Source organism: Ruegeria sp. BI7, from assembly GCF_056537925.1.
In genome coordinates, this window is the sequence record NZ_JBQFSK010000017.1 from 1 (window position 1) to 22,292 (window position 22,292).

Genomic DNA, 22,292 nt, shown 5'->3' on the forward strand with positions numbered 1-22,292 from the left:
GCGAGGTCGAATTCCGCCAGATCGCCGACTGGATCATCGAAGTGGTCGACGGGCTGGCCGCCAATGGCGAAGACGGCAACAGCGCCGTCGAAGCCAAGGTCAAGGCCGAGGTCGCGGACCTCTGCGCGCGCTTCCCTCTCTATCCGAACCTGTAATCAGGTCGAAAATCAAAGACTTGAACGGCGCCTTTGAGGCGCCGTTTTTCATACGAATCAGATAAAACCCTGCCACCACAAGAAGACAAGCAACAGAATCGTTAAAGCGATCAGGTTGAACGCCAGTCCCCCCAGCATCCCCAGGAACCAGCCCAGCCGTCGGTCGGCGCGATTGATACCGCTGAGATGCGCCTGAACCTCTTCTGACGCACGAGCAAGTTTCGGGGTATCCAGAACCAGCCGCAGCTTTGGATGTGCCGCCATCGGCTCAGCACTGGCCAACAGCAAGGCCTGTTTGTAAATCCGCCGGGGCAGTTGTCGCTTGGCCTTGCGGATCGAAGCCGTCAGCGTCTTGTCCCGCACTCCCAGCTTTTTGCGCAGCAACTGAACCGTCTGCGCGATCTGGGTTTGGATATCTGTTTTTTCCGACATGACGAGGCCTCCAAGCCCGCCAATCTAGCCGCCTCTTGCGAAGGCGACAATGGGGCTGGTCGTTTCTATTCACGGCGGGTATCACGACTTCATGCTGAACACGATCATACATGGTGAACCGACCGCGAACCCCCCTTTGCTGATTGCGCATGGGCTGTACGGCTCGGCCCGGAACTGGGGCGTAATTGCCAGACGGCTGGCTGATGAGCGGCAGGTTGTGGCCGTCGATATGCGCAACCACGCGTACAGCATGTGGACCGAGCAGCACAGCTATGGCGACCTTGCCAATGATCTGGCCGAAGTGATCACGCATTTTGGCGGCAAAGCCGACGTGGTGGGCCATTCGATGGGCGGCAAGGCGGCGATGATGCTGGCGCTGCAACACGGCGAACTGCTGCGCAAACTGGTGGTCGCCGACATCGCGCCAGTCACCTATTCTCATAGCCAGATCCAGTTCATCGAGGCGATGCGCGCCGTTGACCTGTCAAAAGTCGAGCGGCGCTCGGACGCGTCAGAGCAGTTGGCCGAACTGGGTGTAGAAAAAGCGCTTCAAAGCTTTTTCACGCAGTCGCTGGATGTTCAGGGGCAACGCTGGCTACTGAACCTGGATGTTCTGGCCGCCGAGATGCCCAAAATCATGGGTTTTCCGCAGCTGGACGCAACCTGGGATGGTCCGACCCTGTTTCTTTCGGGCGGCGATTCTGACTATGTCCTGCCTGAACACCGTGACCTGATCCGCACGCTATTCCCGGCCGCCAGGTTTGCCAAAATCCCCGGTGCAGGCCACTGGCTGCACGCCGAAAAACCGCGCGAATTCGAAGCCGCCGTAAGGGCGTTTCTGAACGCCTGATCCTTTAGGACGACACCTCACCCCCACCATTAATCCAATCGGGCAATCCGCCAAGATTGTAGACCTGCTCATATCCCATGTCTTTCAGCAGCTTACCGGCCAAAGCAGCGCGGCCACCAGCGGCGCAATAAAGAACGATAGGGCGGTCTTTCCGAAGCTCGGGGTCGTGAGATTGCAAGCTTTCATCGGCGCGAAATTCCAACATGCTGCGCGGAATGTGATGAGCGCCATTGGCCCGGCCCGTCTGCTGCAATTCGACGGCATCGCGCACATCCAGAAGCAACCCGCCCTGTTCCATGACCTGTTGGGCAAAATCGGTGTCTACACGTTCGACGACCGCATTTGCGGCCTCCATCATGGCTTTTACTGTCAATGGCATCAGTAATCCTCCGGTAAATATCACCGAAGGCTAACATGCGAAAAATGGAAGGTGTAGACCGCCCCTGTTATTGTTCGCGGAATGCGCGCGACATGCTGTCCGTCACAGGTTTCGCGATATAGGCCGCAAAGGTCCGCTCTTCGGTCTGGATCATGATCTCGGCGGGCATACCTGGTGTTGGGATAAAGCCGCGCACGCGTTCAATCTCTTCTGGTTCCAGTGAAATGCGGGCCAGATAGACCTCTTGCGGGGCTCCGGTTGAATCCTCGATCACCGAGTCCGCAGACAGATAGAACACCTGCCCTTGCAGCACCGGTGTTGTCCTCTGATTCAGGGCGACCAGACGCACGGTGGCGTCCTGCCCTGTCACGACACTGTCGATCTCGGTGCGCGGAATCTGTGCTTCGATGATCAGCGGAGCGTCTGCGGGTAGAATCTCGGCAATGGGTTCACCGGTTTCGATCACACCACCCGGCGTATGATAGTGCAGTCGCACCACTGTGCCGGATACCGGAGCCCGCACAACGGCGCGGTCCAGAACGCTGCGGGCCTGGCGAGCTTTTTCACGGACACTTTCCAGATCGGCTTCGATCACGCCCAACTCATCCAGCGCGGCCTCACGATAGGCAGCACGGGTGCGGGTAATCTGCTCTTCGTATTTCAACAGCATCTGGCTGATCTCAGCCGCTTCGGCCTGCAGCCGTGCTTGTTGCCCTTCCGCTTCGGCCTGAACCCGACGGATCGTGTTCAGCTCACCTTTGCGCACCAGGCCTTTTTCGAACAGCGCCTGCTTGGTTTCGAGTTCTTCCTGCAGGATTTCTGAGCGCCGCACCATGCTGTCCAACTGTGCATTGAACCCGCTGGAGCGAATTCTCAGAGCTTCCATGTTGCGTTCGAGCAGAGCGATGTCGTTCAACAGCGTCTTGCGGGACAGATCAAAAGTGATCTTTTGCCCATCGAGAATGGACAGAACTTCTGTATCTTCTGAATTGGCAATAAGGTCAGGCGAGAACTCCAGCCGCTGCAGTTCATTGTACTCGGCATTCAGACGATCTGACATGGCCTGCAGGCGGATTTTACGGATGAACAATTCACGCTCATTGGCTTCGGCCGAGGTCTGATCCAGCGTCATCATCACTTGCCCGGCTTTGATGGCCTGACCTTCAACAACCTGGATTTCCTCGATGATACCGCCTTCAAGGTGCTGCACGATCTTGTTGCGACCTGTCGCGACAAAACTACCTTGTGCAATCACAGCAGCGGCCAGCGGTGCACTGAACGACCAGACGCCAAAACCGCCAAAGCAAACAACCAGCATGGTAAGCCCAATTACAACCAGACGATTGATCGAGCGTGGAACTTCGGCGTACCAGACGGTCGGATCATTAGGATCGTTGTTCACGGGTACCAGTTCATTCATGTCGCACCCCCCTTATTTGTTTTGAATGCCGGGCTGATTATTACGCGGCCCGTTCAGTTGTTGCAGAACCTGTTCGCGATGACCAAACAGCGCCACACGGCCATCCGTCAGCAGCATGATCTTGTCGACCACGTTCAGCAGCGTTGGTTTCTGCGTGATCACTACGACGGTAATCTTGCTTTCCCGTGCCTGTTCGATGGCCCGGGCAAGGGCCCTGTCACCAGCAACGTCCAGGTTCGAGTTCGGCTCGTCCAGAACCACCATGCGCGGATTGCCAAAGAAAGCCCGCGCCAGTGCGATGCGCTGTTTCTGACCACCCGACAAGGGTGACCCATCCGCAGCCACCACAGTTTCATAGCCTTGCGGCAACGTGGCAATCATGTTGTGTACATCGGCCAGAACGGCGGCGTCGTGGATTTGTTCGTCGGTCGCATCGTCCCGCATCCGGCCGATATTGTCTTTGATCGTACCGGGGAACAATTGCACGTCCTGCGGAAGATAGCCGATGCTTTCGCCAAACTGACGCGGATCCCAGTTGCGGATATCCATCAGGTCCAGCCGAACACTGCCGGATGTAGGCAGGATTGACCCAACCAGCGTTTTGCCCAGCGTGGTCTTACCCGCACCCGAGTTGCCGATGATGGCCAGAGTTTCACCCGGGTTCAGCGAGAAACTGATCCCGTTCAGCACAACACGCTTGGTGCCGCCAGGCACATAGAGAAGGCGTTCCACGTCCAGCCGACCCTCGGGGCGCGGCAAGCGCAGCTTTTCGAATTGCAGGGCCGAGTTGGATAGCAATTGATTGATCCGGCCATAGGCTCCGCGTGTCAGAAGGAAGCCGTTCCAGCCTTCGATCGAACCCTCGATCGGCGCGAAAGCGCGGCCCGCGATAATTGAGGCCGCAATGACCATGCCGCCGGTGATCTCACCCTGCAAAGCCAGAAACGCGCCCCAACCCAGAATGCCGATCTGCGTCAGCAAACGCACCGCCCGCGAAATGGCCGCGAAAATCACATTCCGGTCCTGCGCGCGGACCTGCCAAGTCAGGGATTGTGCGGTGTCGCGTCCCCAGATGCGCACGGCCTCGGGGATCATTGCCAGAGCGTTGATGATCTGACTATTTCGCGACATCGAATCCAGATGCATGTTGGCCATGGACTGCGCCTTGTTGGCTTCGGCAAAGGGTTTGGCCGTCATACGCTGGTTGATGAATGCAATTGTCATCAGCAAAACCGCCGTAACGATAACGATCATCCCAAGCTGCGGGTGAACCAAAAAGATCATCAGGATGAACAATGGTGCAAAGGGCACGTCCAGGAAGGAAATCAGTGTCCCCGAGACCAAAAAGCTGCGCACTTGCTGCAAATCACCCAGTGTTTGGTATTCCCGCCCAGAGCCATGCAGCGACGCATGCGCCGCAGCGCTGAGAACCGGGGCACCCAGACGGGCTGCCACCTCAACCGCGGTGCGCATCAGCATGAACCGCCGCACCGCATCGAAGGCGGATTGGAAAATCACTGCCCCGGCGACAATGGCGGTCAACATGATCAGCGTGTCCAACGACCGGCTAGTCAGGACGCGGTCACTGATCTGGAACAGATAGATCGGGATCGCCAAAATCAGAACATTCGTTGCACAGGTCAGAACCAGCACAAAAGCCAGATTGCGATAGATCGCGCGTAACGAAGTGCGCAACGTCGCCTGAAAATCTTCAGGCGGCGTTCGCTTGTGAAATGTTTGGGGTGGCCCCTTGCCATCGCCGCCGCCAGAATTACTGCGCAGCATTGGCTCGTTCGCTTTGGCCTCGATAGTGGTGCCCATGCGATCACCGCCACTCGAGCGCGACGCGGGGGGTGTACGGTCGCTCGTTTTATTGACGGGTTCAGGATCGGGGCCCTCGACATCGGCCACCCCATCACCGCTGCCCTGTTGGTCATTGTCTTCGGCAGGCTGCGGCTGCTTGCGCCGGGGGGAAGGTCCGGCGCGCAGGTGCGGTTCCTCTTTCACTTCGTGATGTTCAGGATCAGCTTTCACGGTTTTGCCGGCGCTCGCATCGCTTTTGGCGACTGCCTCCCGTTCACCGTCTGGCGGATTACTAACGCGTAAATCTTCGCTCAAGCGCAATCCGAGAACTTTTTTCCGTTTCAAATCTGATTTGCTCGCACTTGGCGGCTTGGAAACGGCACCAGCGTTACGATCCAACGGACTGGCGTATCGTCTCGGGCGCGACGGAAAAACAATCGACATGTTAAAACTTTCAAAACACTCGTAACAAACAGGGTTACTACGCTAGCATAGATTGCAGGCCGTCGTCGATGGCAGCCGCTTCTGAGGACGTCAGATTGCTCTGGCCTGGGGCGTTTTCCGAATTGCCCGGCCCGTCTACATCCTCCAACAACATCGCGATTGCTTCGTTGACAAGCTCGGCATTTTCCTCTTCTGGGCTGTCGATAAGGCTGGCCTGATGCAACATCACATCCGAGTATTCGCCCTCTTGCGCCATCACGACAGAGTCGATTCCCATTTTGGTCACGTTGGCCGAATTCAAGAGCGCGTTGCCCGCACCCAGCGCGGAAACCCCTTCTCCGCTTGAGTTTTCGACGTAAACATCGTCGTCATCCTGCAACATGGTGACCTGATCAATGACGTTGATCTGCAGCAGGTCACCTTCGATCTTGAGAACCCGCACCACTTCTGTTCCGGCAAACATCGGATCGTTCAACAACGCGTCTTCCAGTGCATCGGTATCCACCTCTTGCAAAGATACCGTGCTGGCCAGATTGTCGCTTAACTCTTCGTGGGTGTCTTCCCCTTCGGTCGTCAACGATACCTGGTTCATTACAAGATTGTCTTCGGCATCCGTCGGGCTTGCGCCGTGAATCACATCATTGTCCAACAAAACGATGGTCTGGTTCACAACGTCGATCGAGACCATATCGCCGCCAATAATGATCACATCATAGTAGCTGCCCAGCTGAATGATGTTGGTCACATTAGCCATATCATTATCGCCCAGCGTATAGGCTGTGGACGAAGCTGAGATTTCCGTATTGATGTGGTCAATATCCGTGGCGTCGATAAGCTGCTCAATGAAATTGGTCACCAGCAGATCACCGGAAATCCAGTCGATCATGACAATCGGGTCCTGATCGGGATTATCCGAGACATTGTGTTCCACCCATGATGCCTCGTTGGCTTCGGTCGCGATGTTTGAAGACTGGACAACATGCGTGTCGCTTTGCGCACCCGGCGCACCTTGGTCGACATCAGAGACGACGGCGACCTGGCTGACAGCCGTCAGATTGATCGCCTGCCCACCGACCACGATGTTGGGCGCATCGACCCAGCCAACCGATACCGCGACCTCGTTGACGGCATAGTTACTACCCGCGACCACCGAATGACCGTCTTCAAATTCGGGGTCTTCGGATTGATCCCATTCGGCAGGCAATGCCTCGGCCAACTCGTCCTCGGCGTCTTCGTCCTCCAAATCTTCCTTGTGATGTTCCGGCAGCAGCTCCAAAAAGTCCGGAATTTCATCGACATACTCGCCATTCACGATAATGCCCGAGGCATCCTCGCCGTGGAACTGATGTACCGTTACGCCTTCAATCTCAAGATTAATGGGCGATTGCATTTGTTCGATGAGTTGTTCGACAGCCTCACCGGACTGATAGTCCTGGATGTGGATCGATGGGGTCGATATGGCATGCAAGGACAGTGCCGCGCTTTGCAGCGCGTCGGCTTGCGCCATCAGGGCCTCGACATCGCGGAAGTCACCTTCGCCCACGACATCGTTGTCGATCAGATGGATTTTCTGCACCGTGTAGGTGACCGCTGATCCAATCAACTCGGTGATGTATTCGGGCTCCAGAATGATGTTCATCTGCACAAACGAGCTGAATCCCGGCGCATCTTCGGGCAAGATGGCATCCGGGCCGATCGCAGGGCCGGGTGCCCCATCAGCACCATCAATCAGACCAGAATTTTCCGTTGGTGGGGGGACATCATCTTGTGCGGGTCCAAACTTGTAAGGCACCGGGCCGTAATCGCCCGGATCCATTTTCAGATTGGCTTTGACATTGATGCGGGCCGGATCTTCGAGACCCTCAAGTTCTGCTTTCTTACGCAGAGCAGTAAATTCTTCATAAAAATCACGCCAACGGGCCTGTTCGGTCGTAAGTTCAAAAGTGCCAACAAAATGTGCAATTTGTTCCGTAATACTGTCGAGTGCCATTTTAGTTTCCTTTCCCCGCCCCGGCCTGAAATTTCCGGTTTAGGTTAAGTTGGGCCGAGGCCGCATAATGCGCCCCCGGCAGTTTTTAAGAGGTCAGAGCCCGCCAAAGCGAGCTCTGCTTCCGATTAAACGTCGGTGTCGTCGCTGGAGTAGCTGGACGACATGTTGCCGCCAACCATGGTCGTATCGACCGAGTTACCAAGAACGTTGGCACCCATGACGATCGACTGGTTGAACGCCGAAGTATCGACGACCGCTGCGGCCGATGCGTGCGACTCACCGTTGACGATGCCATCGCCACCGTTGCCCGAGCCCCAGTCACCAGCGTTGCCACCGGCACCACCTGCGCCCGAGTTCGCACCCGATGCGTCGCCGCCTTGCTGCATGCCACCTTTGGTGTCACCAATATCGACGAAGCCGTGCGAGTTACCGCCTTGGCCACCCATGGCTTGTGCAGCACCGCCGCCGCCACCGATGCCCGACGTGGACGTACCGTCCGATGTACCGTATCCGGTAGCCGTTGCATCGTTGTCGGAGCTGCCTGCGCCGCCATAGCCAGAGATTGCGTCAGCCATCGCGTCAGCGGATCCGTCAGTGTCCGCAACCGCCCAAAGGCTGGAAGCTGCGCCATCACCGGCGTCGTTGTCAGCGTCTACAGACCCAGAACCGCTGGCATCCGAATTTGCATCCAGATCCAGTGCTCCGCCGCCGCCACCGACACCGTCGGCCATCGCGTCAGCGGATCCGCTAGCATCTGCCGAACCATCGGAATTGTTGGACCCACCGGCACCGCCCGCGGAATCCGCATCCTGGTTACCGACACCTTGAGCATCCGCAGTCGCATCTGCGTCCGCATCCGCGTCACCACCGTCACCTGAACCACCGGCTCCATTACCGCCAGTTCCGCCACCGGTGATGTTCTCGTTCAACGCGTTGCCGCCAGTTCCAGGTCCACCGGCACCGCCACCATTTGACGGAGCTTCGAAGTCGTCGTCAGGGCTGCCAGCACCACCGGCACCACCGGTACCCGCGCCGCCAGTTGCGTCGTTATTGCTACCGTCGCCGCCATTGGCATTGCCACCGTCACTGTTGCCACCGTCGCCGCTGGCGTCGCTACCGGCAAGGCTGCCCGCAAGACTACCTGCAAGGCCCAGACCCAAGTTGCCAGCACCGCTGTCGCCGCCGTCTGCGTCTCCAGTCGAGGAATCGACGTCTGCATCGCTGTCTTGGTCAGCGTCAGCATCGGAGTCATTGTCACCGCCGGTTGAGTCGCCGTCATTGCCAGCGCCTGAAAGACCAACACCCAGACCCAGACCGATCGATCCGGCATTACCACCGTCACCACCGTCACTGTCCGCATCCGACGCGTCCGAGTCACCTTGATTGTCGGCGCTCGAGTCGGCACTTGCATCGCCGCTGTCGCCACCGTCACCGGAACCGTCAGCGCTTGCGTAGCCTTTACCAACGTTCAGACCCAAGGTCGTTGCATCACCCGAGTCGCCGCCGTTTCCGGCATCTGCGTCGGCGTCAGCATCACCCGCATCGCCACCACCGGCATAGGCAGATGCGCCTTTGGTGTACGACATTGCATTGCCGCCGTCAGTTGATCCACCGTCACCGGAGTCACCGCCGTCTGCGTGCGATGCAATACCTTCAGCAGCGTTGGCTTCGCCACCATGGGCATCACCGTGCTGTTCGAAGGTACCACCGTCATTCGACACACGTGCCGCGCCCAGGTGGTCATCGTCATTCAGTTCGGCCAACTGGTTGTTGATGGCCAGCATGTCGTTGCCTTGACCGTCCAACGAAATATCCAGGTTCATGTCGTCGCCCGGATCGTAGTTAAAGTCGTTTCCGACCGTGATGATGTCCTCGACCGAGCCACCTTCATACACATCGACATCAACCAGATCATCGTCATTGGGGCGGAGACCTTCCTCACCAAAGTCGATGTTTACAGAGTTGGAGTTATCGTTGGTGTTGTCACCGTTGGTTTGAGTTTGGTCCTGATCCTGACCTTGGTCCTGACCTTGTTGCTGGTCCGCGTCTGCAGTCTGTTCCTGACCCTGTTCCTGACCCTGATCCTGCCCCTGGTCTTGATCCTGACCCTGATCCTGGTCCTGGCCTTGGTCCTGACCCTGACTTTGCTCATTATTGTTCGCGTCAATTTCTGCTTCTTCAACGGTCACGTCTGCTTCGACATGAACATATGCTTCATCGACTTCTACTTCGCCGATGGCTGTAATATCATTGACGGGTTGTTGATGGTTGCGTCTCATTTCAAAATTCCACTTTTTAAGCGCCCGACCGTCATTCATCTACAAAACGGCTACTGGCGCAGTTGAAACAAAAATTTGAGCATTCAGGCGCAATACGCGCATGAAGCGGTTTCATTTGGTTGATTCGTTCACCACCTTCCTTTCCCGGCTAAGCCGATGCGCTGTCCGCGATAATCAAGATTCGTGCAAATTCACGAATCGCGGACACGTCAGGAACCAAGCTTCTCAAATTGAAGCAGGGACATGGTTGCAGCGGGAAGGCTGCCTGAATAGCTGCCCTAAAGCATTAGATATGGCAAGATGCTGATTTAATTTAAAATTTTAAAAATTAACCCAAAATTAACGCGCAAATACACGAAAATGCGGCGGAAATTCGACCACTCGGTTAAATCCATAATTTTTCTCTACTTTTACGAGAACGGCCATGGCGAACTTAATCAATAGTTCTAGTCCCAATTGGCAGGGCGATACGAATTATTGAAGAAAATTAGACTTTCAGGTATAGTCGGTCAGGACTGTCGGCTAATTTGCCGTTAATTTGTGTTCCGATTGTTGTTTACGATTTCGTCACCGATTTTGTGGCGTGGGTTTATAGGGGGAAATAATGAGCAATCCGTTACAGGATAATATTGCCCAACTTGATGTTAGTACCGAAGATTTCTCGATTAATTTCATCGGCAAGGAACTCTTCTTTTCCAACCAGACACTGCGAAGCGTTCAATCCGAATTCGGTGTGGCCGCTCATCGGTATGACGACATCGCCGACTTGAAAACTTCCGGCGCCCCGGTTGCCGCGGCTGGCAAAGTTGTTGTTGTCGATCAGATTATGTTAGACGATTTGCTGGCCCGCCCGCAGGTCTATACCGAAGCAACCGGATCAGGTTGTTTGGCCTTTGCGTACCGCAAAGAGGACTCGGCCCGTTTTCTGTTCGAAAACTGGGATCGGGGGCAGTTCGGGGATGTCGGCTATCTTCCCATGAATGTTGCACCGGATGTGTGGCGGTCCATTCTGCGCCTGCTGATGCATGAGGAATTGTATCTGCCGTGCTTTATGGCTGATTGCGTGTCAAATCTGCAAAATCAGAACAAACCCCGCTTGCTGCGTGAAACACCCGCAAAGCCAGAGCAAAATCCAAAGAAACCTAATCCGATCTATTCCCGGCTGACGCGGCGGGAAAAACAGGTTCTGCACCTTGTCTCGAAAGGGCAAAGCAACAAGATCATCGCGTCGAACCTCGGCATCACTGAGCACACGGTAAAGCTGCACATGCACAATGTTGTCGGCAAGATCGGTGTAAGCAACCGGACCGCGGCAGCACAGTTCTATTTCGAAGTGGCGTCCGATGAAGCGCACGGACAAACCATTGACTGAGACGCTGGAAACCCGCTTTGACCGCTTAATCTTGCTGGTCGGCAAACTGAACTACATGTGGACCAACACAGAAAGCCTGTTGATCCACCTGATTGCCGGGCTGAGCGGCACCAACAAGGACGTCGCCGTTATCATCTTCTTGACGCTCAACACGACGCGCGCCCGGATCGATCTGGTTGAACGTCTTGCCAAGATGGAAGGCCGCCCTGCCGAAATTCGCGATCCGATCCTGGCCCACACGCAACGGCTGGCCAAACTGTCGTCCATTCGGAACAGGTATAACCATTGCATCTATTCCTTTGATGCTGACAGCGGGAACCCCAAGACCATCCTGATGCGCATTGCGGACCGAAAGACCGATATTAAGCTGGGGCGTGAAGACACGGTTGATGAAAAGGCCATTCAGGAAATCGAAAGCATCGTAGCGCAATTGTCGAATGCAAACCGTGATATCTGGCGCCTGATCAACCAACTTGGTTTCCCGGTCTGATCACACATCAATAGAACCGTACTCAAAAGCCCGCTTCAGCTTCCATCCATCTTACTGAACAGTCGCCGCATTGCCTGCCAAGCCGGCTGTAATCTCGGGCAAAGGCAATCTGGCACCATCTCATTTCAGTAAAAATTGGTGCGGATGGCGGGGATCGAACCCGCAAGCCCTAGGGCGAGGGATTTTAAGTCCCTTGCGTTTACCAGTTTCGCCACATCCGCGCGCCACCAAAGCTGTAAAGCGGGTGACCTCCGAAACTCATACTGCCAACCAAAGTGATTGAAAAGCCGCAAGTTGCTTGCCGCCAAGAGAACCGGCAAACATCCCGGCTGCAAATGCTTGCGTGGGTCAAGAAGCACGCAGCTTGTTGCCGACCCACACGCTTGCTACGCAACCTCATGTGATTTCCCAAAATGATGCGCAAGCTCTACTCAGAACAGGATCACACGCGCCTGGGTTGCACGCTCATTACAGCTTCGCTACTCCGAGGGGTGTTTGATTGAGATGATTCATCAAGGTCCCTGAGTATTATTATGCAGAAAGAACAAAAGTCCTTTCAGGACCGCGTTTCAAGCATCAATCAGCGCGCCGAAGTTGCCGCCAGCAAAGCCACTCCTGGCAGAACAGACAGCATCTGGGTACGATTGGCATACCCAGGTTCTTTCATCGGAGCCTTTTTCCTAGGTGCCTTTGCAGTTTTTCTGACACGCTATTTTCAGTCTCAGCTGGTTAACGTGCCCGGAAGTGGGCAACCCGGCGCGCAAGACATTGTCGGAATTGGTCTTGCAAGCATGGCTGGTCTGTTTGTTTCGATGCTTTTCAAAGGTAAGCAAAAGGAATTTGCCAGCGCCTGCACGCTAGGTGTTTTGCTGACCACATTTACCTACCACAATGCAGTCTGGGCCTACCCGGAATCTTTCGAGCAGGTTTACGGAGAAGATTGGGTGGAGTTCATACAAAGTATAACGAAACCTTCCAGCATCTATTTTTTCGGCAATACCATCGAGTTGAGCTGAACCGCCCGTAGCGCCTGCCCCTATCGAAACGTCACTGGGTGCAACAATAAAGAAACTGTTCTGAATATTTTGGCGGCCCGTGCCAGAAGCTGCTGGAAATTGGCTTGGACGGCGATGGTCGATCATTTCGGATTAAATAGTCGATGGCAGCTGTTGCACGCAGACATCCAAAAAGAGGTTCACCTCGTTCTCACGACCGTGATCGTTTAGGACTTGGTTAACACCACCCTCTTTCTTCTGGGTTACGTGCTTTGCTAAGATCATGATCGCTCCAAGTTCAGCGATGACTGGAGGCATAACGTCACCTCTTGTGTCACCTTCGAAGCCAGAGAATGCGCTTTAACGCGTTGATATTTAAGCAATTTCATGAGCTTCATGGTGCCCCACACGGAATGCATAAAATATGGTAAGTGTATACTTCTAAAGTAAAAAATTTATGCACAAACCGCGTGATACCCCTAATGGTACCCCCAGTGGCGAAATTGCCTCGCCTGCATTTGCAGTGTACTTACCGTGACCATTCACCAAGTAGAGGCCAATTTTGACCTCGAGCACAACTACGCCCTCAAAAACCATTCGTTCGTATGATACGAGCTTTGCGATCAATCTGGCAGCGAACCAGCATCAGCAGTTTGAACATTGAAGGCAGCAACCTGATCATTCGCTTATGCATGCTTTAGTGACCGCTAAGCGGACAAAGCCGTCGTTCGCCAAGAATGCACAAATGTCCGCTTTCTGTCTCAGTGAACAAAGCAGAGAGTGTTGAAGTTTCGCCTCCAGGACGCCACCTCTTCTCCAACACTTTCTCCGTTGAGACCGCGTTTAATTAGCGCGGCAAGTTGACCTGCATCGGCCGTCGTCATGCCCCAACGGACCAGTTCTGGCGTGCCAATGCGCAATCCGTTCATATCGCCGTCAACCACGGCCAAAGGCAGTCCGATGCCGCAAGCAAGGATTCCATTCGGGCGCAGCTTTTTCGACGCCGACTGACCGCCTCCAAAGGGTTCGGCCAATACGGCGAACTGGTGGGAGTTCGTAAAGCCTTCGGCCCCAGCAAAGACCGGAACGCCCTCTGTGTCCAATGCGGTCGCCAATGCTTGCGACATTGCGATCATCCCCCTGGCATAGGCTTCCCCAAAGTCCCTCCAATCCAGCATGGTCACTGCTAAAGCGGCCGTCTTCGCAGCATCGAAGTTGGCAGTCATCCCGGGGAACGCGATGGCATCCAGCGCCTTTGCGATCTCGGCATCGTTGGTGACGATCAGTCCCCCGGCCGGTCCCCCAAGGCTTTTGTAGGTGCTCATCGTCATGAAATGCGCGCCTTCCTTCAACGGGTTCGACCACGCCCGCCCGGCTATGATCCCGCATTGGTGGGCAGCGTCGAACATGACCTTAGCGCCGACTTCGTCCGCGATGGTACGAATGTCGGCCACAGGGTGCTCAAACAGGTTCAGACTGCCGCCGATGGTGATCAGCTTGGGTCGTTCGGCCAGGGCCAATGCGCGAAGCTGATCCAGATCGACCGTGTAGCCATCCTTGTTTACTGGAGCCTCGACCGTGCGCAGGCCATAAAGCCCCGCACAGCCCGCGATATGGTGCGTCACATGCCCGCCAATCGACGCGGGCGGAGCGATAATCGTGTCACCCGGTTTGCAGGTCGCCATGAAGCCATACAGGTTGGCAATCGCGCCAGAGGGCACGCGGACCTCTGCGAAACTGGCATCGAACACCTCTGCGCAAAGCTGGGCGGTGATAACCTCAATTTCTTCGATCGCCTCCAATCCCATTTCATACTTGTCACCGGGATAGCCCAAGGACGGACGCGATCCGATACCTGACGACAAGAGCGCCTCTGCCTTGGGGTTCATAACATTGGTCGCCGGATTGAGGTTGAAGCATTCTTCCTCGTGGATCACACGGTTCCGCTCAGCGAGTGTCTGAACCCGGGCCAGAAGATCGGCCGAGGACGTGGACGCAGCCTTGTTGGCAATGTCCTGAACCAGAGTTTCACTCGTTATGGGAACCCAGTTTCGTTGTGCAAGTGTCATACTCCATCCTCCTGTTTGCACCAATCTGGCGCCTTGAGCGTGACAGCGCAAAGCAGATTTGCTATTTCTGGGCGTAGAAAATCTAAGGCTAGGAAATGAGCGTCGTCCCCAAACGTCCGAAGGGCCCACCGCTGAACGCCATGCGGGCATTTGAAGCTGCTGCGCGACATGTGAGTTTTGTTGCGGCTGCGGATGAGCTTTGCGTCACTCCCGGCGCGATCTCTCAGCATATCAAGACGTTGGAAGATTGGGCAGGCATGTCACTCTTTCGCCGTAACGCCCAAGGGGTGGAGTTGACGAAGGCCGGAGCATCGCTGGTCTCAAGGTTCACATCTGCCTTTGACGCGTTGGCGGATGCAACGCGCGCCTTGCGCAACCTTGGTCCGGACGTGGATTTTCACATCGCAGCCCTTCCTTCCGTCGCTCAGCTTTGGTTGCCGAAAAGACTGAGCAAGGTCAGAGCGCAATTGCCCATGATCAACTTCTCGGTCACCGCCATGGAAACCCCGCCGAGCCTGTCGAGAGAACTGTTCGATTTGGCGATTTTCTTTGATGTGCCCGATGGATCCCCCGATCAGGTCCCAATTTGTGCCGATGAGATTGTACCGGTGTGCGCGCCCGCGCTTCTTGAACGGGTCGTAGACTTCGAGACAACGACGCTTCTGCACGACCAGACATGGGCAGATGACTGGGCCGTTTGGTCAAAGGCGACATCCACACCCACAAGCGATCCGATACACGGTCCGAAGTTTTCCCTCTACAGCCTTGCCGTGGAAGAGGCCAAAGCCGGTGCCGGCGTCTTGATCGGGCATCTGTGCCTGATCGAAGAAGCGCTCGCGAACGGTTCGCTGAAACGTACCAGCGAGCGTACCTGCCATACGGGGCGTCATTTGTGCGCTCGACTGCCCGAAGATTCGAGGCGAAGACCCGAAACTGATCAAGTCGTTTCGCTGCTTTACTAGAAGTTCCCAAGGCCCCCATTCGAGCGTGGTGCAGCATATCGTAGGTTTGGGCTCGGTGCAGACGTTCGGCAGAATTCAGTGAATGTCTGGTGCGCGGGACAGTAAGGATTTTGAATGTTGCAAAAGGTCAAAAGCCTTTACTGTGGGGATTCAGTTTTCTTGGTTTCACATTTCTGAGGTTTCGCTAACTTCGGGTGGAGTGGCGTCAATCTATGTTCACCAACTTTACTAGTCACCTATTTAGGTAACCCTGCTTTTAACCAACCTTCACGCCAATTGTTTGCACAAGATGGAACAGTAAATATTGGTAATTGAGTCTGTGCCGAGGTTACTGTCAGCCCTGGGCGCAACGCCTGAAGATCTGCAACCGCTTCGCGAGCCGCATCACCATCGGTGAGGTGTCCTAGAGCAGCAATCAGCATGAGATGACTCATTACAAAGCTTGAACGCACAGATAAGGCATCTCGGCAAGCCTTAACCGATTCCTCGTAGCGCCCAAGATGAAAGAGTGCGCTTGCCTGAGCAATGTAAGCAGCATGGCGCAACGGATCGTGCGGGCTCAGGTCGACAGACTGAATCGCGTGACTTAGTGCCTCCTCTGGCCGATTAAGAAGAAAAAGGTTGATGGATGCCAGCATGTGAACTGTTGCTGCGTTTGGGTTTTGCTCGAGAGCTTGTTTGAAAGCAACCCGCGCGCGTGGCAAGTCCCGCGCCAGCATTGAGATTGAATGCGCAGCATACGCCAGCGCGATCCCGTCTGCACGATCACTCAGCAGTACCCGCTCGGCTGCCTTTACGGCCTCTTTCGGCCCTTCGCCAATAGGCTCAAGCCCTTGAACCATTCGTTGAATATGCAACCAAGCCAACAAACCTGATGCGGACGCATAGTCTGGGTCACGACCCAATGCGAGGGTCGTTAAACGTATGGCCTCTCGGTTGTCTTCATCTGTCAAAAGATGGAAATGCGATTGCGCTCGAAGGTAAAGTTCATAAGCTTCCAAATTATCCGTAGGTTTCGCACGCGCACGGTTGGTTTCGGCGTGCCTTAGAGATGGCTCTATCGCCGTTACAACCTCCAGTGTGACTTTGTCTTGAAGGTCGAAAATATCATCAAGCACGCCGTCGAAGCGATCTGCCCAGAGATGACTGCCGTCTTCCGCATCAATCAACTGTCCTGTAATGCGGACGCGTTGACCTGCTCGTCTGACTGAACCCTCGAGAACATAGCGCACTCCCAGTATGCGACCTACTTCGCGGATATCCGTGCTTTTACCTTTGAATGTAAAAGATGAATTTCGGGCCACAACCATCAGCCATCGGAAACGAGACAACTCTGTGATGATGTCTTCGGTAATGCCGTCTGCAAAGAACTCCTGTTCGGGATCACCAGACATATTGTCGAATGGAAGCACTGCAATCCCAGGTCTGATATCTGTCATTGGTGACAGATTGGCTGAAGTGCCCTTGGGCCAGCACCAAACGCCAATGCGGCGCGTGATGTTTTTGAGTTCTGTCTGCTCGCCGCCTTCGAATTTGGAAGCGTCGCCTCGGTCAAGACTGTTGTGAGACGTGTCCGATATCAAAACCTGATCCGGCTCGGCCATAGCTTCGAGACGAGCAGCGACATTTATTCCATCACCAAAAATGTCATCACCTTCGGTGACAACCTCGCCGGTATGGATGCCAATTCGAAGCTTGATATTGTCTGGTTTCTGCGCTGACTGTATTGCAATGGCGCAATCTGCAGCATCTGATGTGGACTTAAACTCGGCGATCCAACCATCGCCCAAACTTTTGATCATTGTCCCGCCATGGGCTTTTAGCAGCAATTGGAGCGTATTTTCACGGAATGATCTGAGCGCACTAATCGTACCTTCACGGTCATGATCCATCAGTGCTGAGTAGCCGACAATGTCCGCCGCAAGCACTGTGGTAAGACGTCTGTCCATTCGTTGCCTCCCGTTTCAGGGAACTTAACGTGACACTCAGGTTCTGTCAGCCCAACAAGATCACCTTTCAAGGTCACCTTCGGGCTCGCTGCAGACGTCCGGGAGAATTCATTCAACGTCTGCTGCGCGGGACTTTTCTGCCCTTCGCCTGTTCGGAATCAAGAACCGCAGGCAGCCCAAACCGGACATTCACAACTAGACTTTGCAAATCCCAAACAAACGGACGAAGCCGAATTTCGCCGTCAGGGCCGAACGCCCGCAAACTAAACTTTTAACGGACTTCAAGCCATGTCTGCCAGTTGTTGTATTCCAGATCAGACAGAAAGACGTTGCCACAATTGTACTTATTCTGTGTGAGAGTGCATCAACCTACCCGGAGTTCCAACGCGAACCCTTAGAATATTGCCGGTGTCGGATTCCGCAATGAAGAGTTCCGAATTACCATCTCCGCCAAAAGCCAGATTGGTGGTGGTCATTCCGGTGGAGCTTTTCAGGCGATATTGAGGTTCGCCGGTTTCTGAAAACCCCCAGACACACCCGTTTCCAGCATGTGCTACCCAAAGGCCACCTGCCTGATCCAAAGCCATGCCGTCCGGCCCGGAAAGCCCCCCAGAAAGTTGCAAGAAGACGCCAACTTTCGAAACTCCACCGTCAGACATCAACGGCAAGCGCCACACGCTGTTACCGCGTGTCATAGCCACGTATAGAACATCCTCGTGCTCATTCAGGACCAAGCCGTTGGGGCTTTGCCCGGTATCAATTAATAGATCGAGGCGCTCGGCCTCAAAGTCATACCGGAATACACGACCATTGGGCATATGCATTCCACTTTGGCCTTGGTCGGTAAAGTAAAGGCGCCCCTGAGTATCGAATACCAGATCATTGCAGCCTCGGAAATGTTCGGAATGCCGGTGCCAGATGACAGGCTCAACTTGGCCTGTTTCGGGATTGAGACACATGATCCCGTTCTTGTAATCAGCCAGAAAGACGCGGCCATCTTTGTGGATTTTGAGCCCGTTTGGCCAACCGTCATATTGGGTCACGAGTGTCCATTCACCGTTTGGTGCTATCCTAAAGATGCGGCCATAAGGGATATCTGTAACCCAGAGATTGCCCTCACGGTCAAAACTTGGGCCTTCCAAAAAGCTGTCAATCTGCCGGCCGGGCTTGTTGGCGGAGGCCCACTCTGGCGAGTTGTCTTTGATGCGGAACTCATCCGGCAAACTGGTCCATACTTTTGCTTCAATGATTTTTGGTGGTGGATAGAGCGACATGACTATTCCTTTAAGTTGAAATTTTTTCCGAAAGGCGCTGTTTACTTTCCTTCAGTGCAGAGACCAACGCTTCGTGACGCTCCTCGCCAAATCGAGTGATCAGTCCAGATACGGACAAAGCACCGACGAGACGGCCTGATTTCGCAATGAGCGGGACCGACACAGCTGCGACTTCCGGGTCCCGCTCACCACGCGAGACAGCGTAACCTTTCTCTTTGACGTCGGAATGCGGCTCACCCACGCCGTCGGAGAACGCCAACAGGACTCTACCACTGGCACCGCGGTCCAATGGCATACTCTTACCCTCAACTATCGAGTGCCGGATCGCTCTTTCGGGCTCAACCCGGTATAGACAAATTCGGCTGTTGCCTTCGCGGATGTAGAAGGAAGCGGTTTCATTGGTAGCTTCGCAAAGTGTCTTCAGTTCTGGTCGCAGAACTTCGGCAAGATCAAAGCTTTGCCGGTAACACGATCCCAACCTCCAGGTGGCTGGCCCGAGGCGGTATCTCCCCGTCTCTCCGCGAACGAGATACCCGAATCGCTCCAATGAAGCGACCAGGCGAAGAATTGTGCTCTTATAGAATTCAGTGCGACGAGAGAGTTCAGCAAGACTGATTTCCGGCGGTGCTGCCAACCGAACCCGCGGCCATGAATCCGGCAAGCAGCATTGCGACGGCGGTGGAACTTTGCAGCAGGATCGCGGTCAGCGTTCCGGTTCCCGTCGCGGCCAACCGGTTTCCCGTCGACCGACGCAACCAAAGCCGCAACTGGCTTCCAAAGGCTCTCTCAAAACCGGTGCGCACAAGGCGAACAGCCCAGATCAGAAGTGCCGCAGCAGCAGCCAAATTCAAAACAATAATTATGGGTGAGCTATCCATCATCACCGGGTCTTTTGTTTCCGGGCCAATCCGGCCACTTCAGAATGAATACGGTCCCTCGGCAGCGTCTAGCGAAACAACGCTCCATATACCGCTCTTTCCGGTTTCGAGAACTGCACAGCCCGTAGGACCAGAAAAAAAACCAGCAGGAGCCACCGCACGCCGGTCCAGTGAAAAACCGCTGCAAAGGCCCGGCGCTGTCATGGCAACGTGACCGCCAACGCGACCAATGTGAACGCCGTGGACATGCCCAGCCAACACCGTGATGTCCCCAGAGTGCACTGCAAGAATTTCTTCCAGATCGGAATGGTTCTCCAATCCGATAACATCCATGAAATCAATCCCGGTGTTAAATGGCGGATGATGTAACATAACGACAACCGGCCCGTCAGAGCCAGAAAGCTCCCGCTCCAAAAGATCAAGACTTTCCACGCGCAGCCTGCCACCACCCTGTCCTTCAACCAGCGTATCAAGCCCGATAACACGGGTATCGCCCACCGTGTCCGCCCAATCGATAAGCCCGTCTGCCGGCATGATGTCCAAACCTGAAAAGGCCTTTTGCATTGGCTTGCGCGCATCATGATTTCCAGGAACAACATAAATCGGCAGGTCAAACCGCTCCAGTTGCGCGCGCGCGAAATCGTAACTGTCCGGGCTGCCATCTTCGCTAACGTCACCAGTGATTAGAACCGCGTCGAGCGGGCCAAGAGCTTCGCCTTTTTCGATCAATCGGTCGATGACCCCAATCAGGATCGCGCGGGTATCAAGCACGCCTGAACACAAATCGCCGCGCGATACCGCGTGCAAGTCACTTAGATGAAGAAATGTCGCCATGACTATTTGATCCCCGCGCGCAGGAAGGCCTGAACGAATTGACGCTGGAACACGAGGAATGCGACCAACAAGGGCGCAACGGACATCATCGTTGCCGCCGAAATGACGCTTATATCCACACCATTTTCCGGTGCGCCAAAGATCGACAGGCCAACCGTCAGCGGTCGTGTGTCGGGCGAGTTGGTTACGATGAGCGGCCAGAGGAAGTTGTTCCAGTGGGTCGATACCGACACCAACGCATAAGCAAGATATGTCGGGCGCGCCAAGGGCACGTAGACTCGCCAAAGAATTCCGAACCAGCCGCAGCCTTCGACGCGCGCTGCCTCATGCAGTTCTATAGGAACGCCCTTAAACGCCTGCCGCATCAGGAAAATGCCAAAGGCAGAGGCCATATAGGGCATTCCGACGCCAAGAATCGTGTCAAACAATCCGAGGCGTGAAACCATTGCATAGTTTTCCACGATCAACACTTCGGGCAGGATGAAAAGTTGCATCAGCACGAGGATGAACACGAAATCCCGACCCGGAAACTGGACCTGGGCAAAGGCAAATCCTGCCAGCGTCGTGACGAAGAACTGACCAATAAGGATCACCGTCACTAAAAGGAAGGTGTTGAGGAAATAGCGTAGCCACGGCGCCCCCTCCCAAGCGGTGCGAAAATTGTCGAGCGTCCATGACGACGTGATGTTAAAGTTGACCGCGTCAGAGGTGCTGTGGAAAGCCGCCCAAAAGGCAAAGACCAGCGGGGAAATCCAGATCACGGCCAACAACAGTGCGCCAAAGGATTCGATATGCCTGGAAAATCCGCTCATTGGTAGTGGGTCCGCTTGTCGAGAATGGTGAACTTGACGCCGGCAACCACGCCAAGCACGACAAGCACCAGAATGGTCATTGCCGCTGCGTGGGGCGCATCAAAGAAGGCAAAGGCCATTTCCCAGATGTAATAAAGGATAAGCTTGGAGGCGTCGTTTGGCCCGCCCTTGGTCAGGATGAACAAATGATCGATCAATTTCACAGAATTGATCAACGCATTGACCATGATAAACAGCGTCGTCGGCATCAACAACGGCAGCACGATCCGGCGCGTATAGGTCCAGCGGCTGGCGCCTTCAATGTCGGCAGCTTCCTTGAGGTCCTCAGGGATCGTCTGCAAGGCCGCCAGATAGAAGATCATGAAAAACCCAGCCTCTTTCCAGATCGTCACGATGATTACAGCCCACAGCGCAGTTTCAGGCTGTCCCAGCCAGTTGATTGAGGGAAGGCCAAACAGACCGCCGATCTGGTCGAGCACACCCAACCCGGGAGTATAAAAAAACAGCCAAAGGTTTGCCGCTGCGATCATTGGCAGGACCGTGGGCGTGAAATAGGCGGTGCGTACAAACCCGCGAGCCGGGATCTTGGAGTTCGCCCAAAGCGCCATCGAAAGCGCAATTGCAATAGAAATAGGGATGGTCGCGCCCGCATAGATCAAGTTGTTCACGACAACTTTCCAAAAGGTTGGGTCGGCGAACAGGTCGGCATAGTTCTCGCCGCCGACAAATTCGCTGGGGCGTCTTCTGGTTTCTCGGCTGAACAAGCTCGACCACAAGGTCGCAAGCGAAGGATAAAACGCAAAGGTCGTCAGTAGAATTGCCGCTGGTGACAACAGGATCCAACCGTAGATGGCCTGTCGACGACGCTCGATATTCACATGCTCTGCCATATAGCGACCCTCAAG

General features: G+C 55.0%; 19 protein-coding genes, 1 tRNA gene and 1 pseudogene. 6 read left to right on the forward strand and 15 right to left on the reverse strand.

The window, feature by feature from the left end; genetic code table 11:
* Nucleotides 1-155: pseudogene (gene glyA / locus ACR0JB_RS21410) on the forward strand (serine hydroxymethyltransferase); the annotation flags it as partial.
* Between the two features lie 57 nt (nt 156-212).
* On the opposite strand, the gene ACR0JB_RS21415 reads toward glyA, so the two are convergent.
* The gene (locus tag ACR0JB_RS21415) at nt 213-587 is read right to left on the reverse strand and encodes a hypothetical protein (protein ID WP_170362584.1); all 375 of its coding nucleotides are present in this window, start codon (nt 585-587) and stop codon (nt 213-215) included.
* Between the two features lie 49 nt (nt 588-636).
* On the opposite strand from ACR0JB_RS21415, the gene ACR0JB_RS21420 reads away from it, so the two are divergent.
* Nucleotides 637-1,437 carry an alpha/beta fold hydrolase gene (locus ACR0JB_RS21420; RefSeq protein ID WP_480790288.1) on the forward strand — a complete coding sequence of 267 codons (801 nt, stop codon included), beginning with the start codon at nt 637-639 and terminating at the stop codon, nt 1,435-1,437.
* A gap of 4 nt (nt 1,438-1,441) precedes the next feature.
* Here ACR0JB_RS21420 and ACR0JB_RS21425 read toward each other — a convergent pair whose 3' ends face one another.
* The 5 genes from ACR0JB_RS21425 to ACR0JB_RS21445 all read right to left on the reverse strand — a co-directional run bounded on the left by ACR0JB_RS21425 (nt 1,442) and on the right by ACR0JB_RS21445 (nt 9,752).
* Nucleotides 1,442-1,816 (reverse strand): rhodanese-like domain-containing protein, encoded by a 375-nt coding sequence (locus ACR0JB_RS21425; protein WP_170379222.1) that lies wholly within the window; start codon nt 1,814-1,816, stop codon nt 1,442-1,444.
* A 67-nt stretch (nt 1,817-1,883) separates the two neighbouring features.
* Nucleotides 1,884-3,236, reverse strand: a complete 1,353-nt coding sequence (locus ACR0JB_RS21430) for an HlyD family type I secretion periplasmic adaptor subunit (RefSeq protein WP_170351284.1) — start codon at nt 3,234-3,236, stop codon at nt 1,884-1,886.
* A gap of 12 nt (nt 3,237-3,248) precedes the next feature.
* Complete coding sequence (locus ACR0JB_RS21435) at nt 3,249-5,354, reverse strand: type I secretion system permease/ATPase (protein WP_437436476.1); 2,106 nt, start codon at nt 5,352-5,354, stop codon at nt 3,249-3,251.
* A 166-nt stretch (nt 5,355-5,520) separates the two neighbouring features.
* Nucleotides 5,521-7,473: a type I secretion protein gene (locus tag ACR0JB_RS21440; RefSeq protein ID WP_480790289.1), complete on the reverse strand. Its 1,953-nt coding sequence runs from the start codon at nt 7,471-7,473 to the stop codon at nt 5,521-5,523.
* Between the two features lie 125 nt (nt 7,474-7,598).
* On the reverse strand, nt 7,599-9,752 hold the full coding sequence (locus ACR0JB_RS21445; RefSeq protein ID WP_480790290.1) for a hypothetical protein: 2,154 nt from the start codon (nt 9,750-9,752) through the stop codon (nt 7,599-7,601).
* 604 nt (nt 9,753-10,356) lie between these two features.
* On the opposite strand from ACR0JB_RS21445, the gene ACR0JB_RS21450 reads away from it, so the two are divergent.
* Nucleotides 10,357-11,124 carry a helix-turn-helix domain-containing protein gene (locus ACR0JB_RS21450; protein ID WP_480790291.1) on the forward strand — a complete coding sequence of 256 codons (768 nt, stop codon included), beginning with the start codon at nt 10,357-10,359 and terminating at the stop codon, nt 11,122-11,124.
* Nucleotides 11,096-11,614, forward strand: a complete 519-nt coding sequence (locus ACR0JB_RS21455) for a hypothetical protein (protein WP_170362579.1) — start codon at nt 11,096-11,098, stop codon at nt 11,612-11,614. Before ACR0JB_RS21450 ends, ACR0JB_RS21455 begins: the two co-directional genes overlap by 29 nt.
* Nucleotides 11,615-11,750: 136 nt before the next feature.
* Here the strand turns inward: ACR0JB_RS21455 and ACR0JB_RS21460 are convergent.
* A tRNA-Leu gene (locus ACR0JB_RS21460) sits at nt 11,751-11,835 on the reverse strand.
* 312 nt (nt 11,836-12,147) lie between these two features.
* Between ACR0JB_RS21460 and ACR0JB_RS21465 the strand changes: the two genes are divergently transcribed.
* A complete protein-coding gene (locus ACR0JB_RS21465) occupies nt 12,148-12,630 on the forward strand; it encodes a hypothetical protein (protein WP_170398757.1) in 483 nt (160 codons plus the stop codon).
* Between the two features lie 740 nt (nt 12,631-13,370).
* On the opposite strand, the gene ACR0JB_RS21470 is transcribed toward ACR0JB_RS21465, so the two are convergent.
* A complete protein-coding gene (locus ACR0JB_RS21470) occupies nt 13,371-14,678 on the reverse strand; it encodes a serine hydroxymethyltransferase (protein ID WP_170507431.1) in 1,308 nt (435 codons plus the stop codon).
* A gap of 95 nt (nt 14,679-14,773) precedes the next feature.
* On the opposite strand from ACR0JB_RS21470, the gene ACR0JB_RS21475 reads away from it, so the two are divergent.
* On the forward strand, nt 14,774-15,640 hold the full coding sequence (locus ACR0JB_RS21475; protein WP_170507434.1) for a LysR family transcriptional regulator: 867 nt from the start codon (nt 14,774-14,776) through the stop codon (nt 15,638-15,640).
* Nucleotides 15,641-15,876: 236 nt separating this feature from the next.
* On the opposite strand, the gene ACR0JB_RS21480 is transcribed toward ACR0JB_RS21475, so the two are convergent.
* The 7 genes from ACR0JB_RS21480 to ACR0JB_RS21510 form a co-directional block, all read right to left on the reverse strand.
* Complete coding sequence (locus tag ACR0JB_RS21480) at nt 15,877-17,589, reverse strand: adenylate/guanylate cyclase domain-containing protein (protein ID WP_170507437.1); 1,713 nt, start codon at nt 17,587-17,589, stop codon at nt 15,877-15,879.
* A gap of 344 nt (nt 17,590-17,933) precedes the next feature.
* A complete protein-coding gene (locus tag ACR0JB_RS21485; protein WP_170398768.1) occupies nt 17,934-18,863 on the reverse strand; it encodes an SMP-30/gluconolactonase/LRE family protein in 930 nt (309 codons plus the stop codon).
* 10 nt (nt 18,864-18,873) lie between these two features.
* Entirely contained in the window at nt 18,874-19,524 is a 651-nt protein-coding gene (locus ACR0JB_RS21490; protein ID WP_437436477.1) for an IclR family transcriptional regulator, read from the reverse strand.
* Nucleotides 19,466-19,744: a hypothetical protein gene (locus tag ACR0JB_RS21495; protein ID WP_254437466.1), complete on the reverse strand. Its 279-nt coding sequence runs from the start codon at nt 19,742-19,744 to the stop codon at nt 19,466-19,468. Before ACR0JB_RS21495 ends, ACR0JB_RS21490 begins: the two co-directional genes overlap by 59 nt.
* Before the next feature lie 36 nt (nt 19,745-19,780).
* Nucleotides 19,781-20,575: a metallophosphoesterase gene (locus ACR0JB_RS21500; protein WP_170398775.1), complete on the reverse strand. Its 795-nt coding sequence runs from the start codon at nt 20,573-20,575 to the stop codon at nt 19,781-19,783.
* Between the two features lie 2 nt (nt 20,576-20,577).
* On the reverse strand, nt 20,578-21,387 hold the full coding sequence (locus tag ACR0JB_RS21505; protein ID WP_170398778.1) for a carbohydrate ABC transporter permease: 810 nt from the start codon (nt 21,385-21,387) through the stop codon (nt 20,578-20,580).
* Complete coding sequence (locus ACR0JB_RS21510) at nt 21,384-22,277, reverse strand: carbohydrate ABC transporter permease (RefSeq protein WP_117872581.1); 894 nt, start codon at nt 22,275-22,277, stop codon at nt 21,384-21,386. The genes ACR0JB_RS21505 and ACR0JB_RS21510 overlap by 4 nt, the downstream gene beginning before the upstream one ends.
* Between the last annotated feature and the right edge of the window lie 15 nt (nt 22,278-22,292).